Raw genomic sequence first — 1,951 nt, 5'->3', positions numbered from 1 at the left:
CGGCCGGGTACGCGTCGACGCCACCCTGCGGGCCGCCGCGGACAGCGGCGCGGCCATGGACACGGTGGCGCGACTGCGCGACGCGGTGCACGCCGTGCCGGGCGCCGACGCGCTCGTCGGGGGTTACACCGCCCAGCAGTACGACACCCGGCGGACCGCCGAACGCGACCGCACCCTCATCGTGCCGGTGGTGCTCGCCATCATCCTGGTCATCCTGGTCGGCCTGTTGCGCTCGCTGGTGATGCCGGTGCTGCTCGTGGCCACGGTCGCGCTCAACTTCCTCGCCACCCTCGGGATCTCCTCGCTCGTCTTCCGCCACGTCTTCGGGTTCACGGGCACCGACGCGTCGGTGCCGTTGTACGGCTTCGTGTTCCTGGTGGCCCTGGGCGTGGACTACAACATCTTCCTGATGTCCCGGGTCCGGGAGGAGTCGCTGCGCCACGGTGTGCGCCAGGGTGTGCTGCGCGGACTCGTGAGCACCGGCGGGGTGATCACCTCGGCGGGTGTGGTGCTCGCCGCGACGTTCGCCGCCCTCGGTGTCATCCCGCTGGCCTTCCTCGTGCAGATCGCCTTCATCGTCGCCTTCGGCGTCCTGCTCGACACGCTGGTCGTCCGCTCGCTGCTGGTGCCCGCGCTCGTCCGCGACATCGGGCGGCGCGCCTGGTGGCCGGGACGGCTCAGCCGCGAGGCCGCCTCGTTGCCCCCGGTCGAGAAGCGCGTCAGTGTGTGAGACGGCCCGGGCGGCCCGCCCGCGCCCGCTGGAGTCCCCTGGCCCGCCTGGGCATGTCCACGGGAATCACGGGCAAGTGAAGTCCAGGCGACTCGGCGTTCCGGGTCGAAAGCCGGAGCCGGAGGTGTCCGCCGTGATGAGCGCGAAGGTGCTTGAACGATTTCCCGCAGGGTCCCCGCGCGGATCCTGGACGGCGGAGGAGTACGCCGCCCGACGGCGTACCGAGGGTCAGCCGGCCACCGTGGTGATGGACCTCAAGTCGGATGCCTTCCTCGTGGTCGTCCCGACCGGGGACGAGGACTGAGCGACACGGCAGGCCCGCTTCCGGGGCCACACCCCGTCCGCGGGCCGCGTCGCGCGCACGGTGTCACCCCCGTCACCGACCGGGGTCACCGACCGGGTCCAGTGAAGTGCCGTCGGCCAGACGGGCCGACACCCGGACACGGGAGTCCCTCGGCGCGCGGACGGCGAGTGTCCGGCCACGCTGCCGGGCCGTCACTCCACCGGTCACGTCGATACGGGTGACCGCCCGGCTGCCGGCCGCCAGCAGATACCACTGACCGGAGCGCGCCCGCCAGTGGACGTCGGCCACCACGTGCTGGCCGAACCTGCTGCAGGCCGCGGTGGACCGGGCCCGGCCGACCACCTCGGCCGGAGCGGACGCGGACGAGGCCGGGGCTCGCAGCACCAGCTCCACGTCACCGGGCCCGCGCCAGGTCGAGGCCCGCGCACAGGTCCACACCGCGTGCCCGCCCCGCTCCGGCAGTTCCTGCTCGGCGAAGTCCCAGGCGTTGACCGCCCGGACGCCCTTGCCCCGCAACTCCTCGAGCCCGCAGGCCAGGTGTGCCCAGGCGAGCAGGGCGGGACCGCCCGTCGCCTCACGGGGCTGGCGCGCCGGAGGGCTCCCGTGCCCCGGCAGCGGGGTGTAGGTGAGATGGACCGGGGACAGCTCGCCCAGGTCGGTCAGCAGGAACGCGTGCTTCTCCACGATGCGTGCCGAGGAACGCAGTTGCAGCACGGGCCGGCTGTCGCAGGCCGCTTTCCTGGTGGGAGCGGGGACGGGCACGGTGACCCCGTCCCCGGCGACGCCGACCGGCCGCGCGGGGGAGTCGGGGCGCAACAGGTCGCGGCTGTGCGCCTCCGCGATCCAGGGGGCGAGGAGATACCGCGCGCCACGGGCACCGCGGTGTACGACCAGGGCGGCGGCGGTCGTCACGTCCG

General features: G+C 73.8%; 2 protein-coding genes and 1 pseudogene. 2 read left to right on the top strand and 1 reads right to left on the bottom strand.

Annotation, left to right across the window (positions count from 1 at the left end; translation table 11 throughout):
• Together ABZV34_RS38955 and ABZV34_RS38950 are read left to right on the top strand one after the other, a co-directional pair.
• The coding region (locus ABZV34_RS38955) for an MMPL family transporter (protein ID WP_356287867.1) at window positions 1-730 on the top strand (730 nt) is incomplete at its 5' end.
• A gap of 136 nt (window positions 731-866) precedes the next feature.
• Window positions 867-1,034 carry a hypothetical protein gene (locus ABZV34_RS38950; protein WP_168526240.1) on the top strand — a complete coding sequence of 56 codons (168 nt, stop codon included), beginning with the start codon at window positions 867-869 and terminating at the stop codon, window positions 1,032-1,034.
• Between the two features lie 72 nt (window positions 1,035-1,106).
• Here ABZV34_RS38950 and ABZV34_RS38945 read toward each other — a convergent pair.
• Window positions 1,107-1,951, bottom strand: a pseudogene (locus ABZV34_RS38945) (hypothetical protein); the annotation flags it as partial.

This window comes from Streptomyces sp. NPDC005195, assembly GCF_040608315.1.
Lineage (GTDB): Bacteria > Actinomycetota > Actinomycetes > Streptomycetales > Streptomycetaceae > Streptomyces > Streptomyces kaempferi.
The sequence above is the reverse complement of the archived record's forward strand: the minus strand, read 5'-3'. Positions and strand labels throughout refer to the sequence as shown.